Source organism: Pseudonocardia sp. McavD-2-B, assembly GCF_024124365.1.
GTDB classification, from domain to species: Bacteria; Actinomycetota; Actinomycetes; order Mycobacteriales; family Pseudonocardiaceae; genus Pseudonocardia; species Pseudonocardia alni.
The window spans coordinates 1-2,065 of sequence record NZ_JAMXSG010000481.1; the positions used below are offsets into that span (position 1 = coordinate 1).

The 2,065-nt window shown below is 78.3% G+C and carries 3 protein-coding genes; 1 reads left to right on the forward strand and 2 read right to left on the reverse strand.

Annotated elements, in window-relative coordinates:
• Positions 1 to 357 (reverse strand): hypothetical protein (locus tag NH602_RS30445; protein WP_253069635.1); only part of this gene is annotated, 357 nt, incomplete at its 3' end.
• Between the two features lie 38 nt (positions 358 to 395).
• On the opposite strand from NH602_RS30445, the gene NH602_RS30450 reads away from it, so the two are divergent.
• A complete protein-coding gene (locus NH602_RS30450) occupies positions 396 to 1,286 on the forward strand; it encodes an alpha/beta fold hydrolase (protein WP_253069636.1) in 891 nt (296 codons plus the stop codon).
• A gap of 10 nt (positions 1,287 to 1,296) precedes the next feature.
• On the opposite strand, the gene NH602_RS30455 is transcribed toward NH602_RS30450, so the two are convergent.
• Positions 1,297 to 2,065: helix-turn-helix domain-containing protein (locus tag NH602_RS30455; RefSeq protein ID WP_253069637.1), on the reverse strand; the 769-nt coding region annotated here is incomplete at its 5' end.

The window sequence follows — 2,065 nt, forward strand, 5'->3', positions numbered from 1 at the left end:
CAGCCTGCGACGGCCGCGCAGGTGCCGGAACACCGGCGCGAGCACCGGGTCGGCCAGCAGCTCGGCCCGCGGCACCGGCCGTCCGACCGGCACGACGACGCCCGCCGCGTGCCGTCCGCCGGGGTGCGGCTCGGCGGGACCGGTGAACGCGAACAGCGCGGCGACGCCCCCGCCCGGCCCGGTGCGGTAGACCACGGCCCGGTCGCCCGGCGCGGTCTCGGCCAGGCAGCAGGGCTCCGGAGGCGGGTCGGCGACCTCGTCGGCGTCCCAGAGCAGGACGGTGTCCGGCAGCGCGGCACCGGGTTGTACGGGGTCGGTCGGCACGGGGTCGGTCGGCACGGGGCCCGGCAGCGGCATGCCGCCCGTCCTACCCCAGCCCCCGGGGGGCCGGCGCGATGAGCCCGCGGACCCTGCTGCCCGCCCCGTTCACCGCCCGCACGGTCGACGCGGCGGGGACGGCGGTGCACACCGTGATCGGCGGATCCGGGCCGCCGCTGCTGCTCCTGCACGGCTACCCCCAGACCCACGCGATCTGGCACCGGGTCGCGCCGTTGCTCGCCGACCGGTTCACCGTCGTCGCGACCGACCTGCGCGGCTACGGCGACAGCGCCAAGCCGCCCCCGGGCCCGGACGACGCCGCCTACGCCAAGCGTGCCATGGCCGCCGACCAGCTCACCGTGATGCGGGAGCTCGGGTTCGACCGGTTCGCCGTCGCCGGGCACGACCGCGGCGGCCGGGTCGCGCACCGGCTGGCCCTCGACGCACCGGACGCGGTGTCGGCGCTGGCGGTGCTCGACATCGTCCCGACCCGGCACGCGTTCGATACCGCCGACGCCGGCTTCGGGCTGGGCTACTGGCACTGGTTCTTCCTCACGGCCCCGGCCGGGATCCCGGAGCGCCTCATCGGGGGCGATCCGGAGTTCTGGGTCACCGCCCGGATGCGGTCGCGCCACCACGGCGGCACCCCGTTCGACGACCGCGCCGTCGCCGAGTACGTCCGCTGCTTCGCCGACCCGGCCGCGATCGCCGCGTCGTGCGCCGACTACCGCGCCGCGGCCGGGATCGACCGCGTCCACGACGGCGCGGACGCCGGCCGACGGGTGACCGCGCCGCTGCTGGCGCTGTGGGGCGCGCACTCCTTCGTCGGGCGGTCCTACGACGTCCCCGCGGTGTGGGCCGGCTACGCCACGGACGTGCACGGGACGGCCCTGGACGCCGACCACTATCTGCCCGAGGAGCGCCCCGAGGAGGTGGCGCAGGAGCTGACCGCGTTCCTGACGAGGTGATGCGGCCCGCTCAGTCCGTGATCCGATACTGCGCGATCTTCCGGTACAGCGTCGACCGGGCCACCCCCAGCGCCGCGGCCGCGGCGGCCCGGTTCCCGTCGGTGTCGCGCAGCGCGGCGACGATCGCGTCCCGCTCGGCCCGGTCCACCGCCCGCAGCGTCCCGGACGGCGCGCTCTGACAGGACTCGGGCAGGTCGGTCGCCTCGACCACACCCACCGGCCGCCGGCCCAGGGCCGCGGTCAGCGCGTCGCGGCGCCGGTCCGGCCCGACCAGGACCAGGCCGCCGCCGTGGCCCAGCGCGACCGCGACCCGGTCGGTCGGCTGCAGGTGCAGCCCCGGCCCGAGGTCCGGCGAGCCGAGCTGCGGGTAGGTGTCGGCGACGGCGAGCAGCGGCCCGAACGGCCCGTCCCGGCTCCCCCACAGCGCGACGACGTGCGCGACCGACCAGTCCGGCCCCGGCCGGACCCCGGCGTCGAGGTCGGCGACCGGGGTGGCCGCGGCGACCAGCTCCCCGGTCCACAGGGCGGCCAGCACGCCGACCGGGCCGTCGGCGGTGACGGCGGTGACGGCGTCGAGCAGCGCGGTCAGGCGCGCAGCGGTCCAGTCCCCCGTGGCCGGGACCGCGGCGAGCGACTCCCCGGAGAACTCCTCGACCGCACGACCGAGACCGGCGACCGGTGTGCCCGGCCGCTCGTCGTCCGCGGCGACCGGCAGGCCCCGCAGGTAGTCGGCGTCCGCCGGCGCCCCGGGCGGCCGCGACGACACGTCGTCGCCGGCC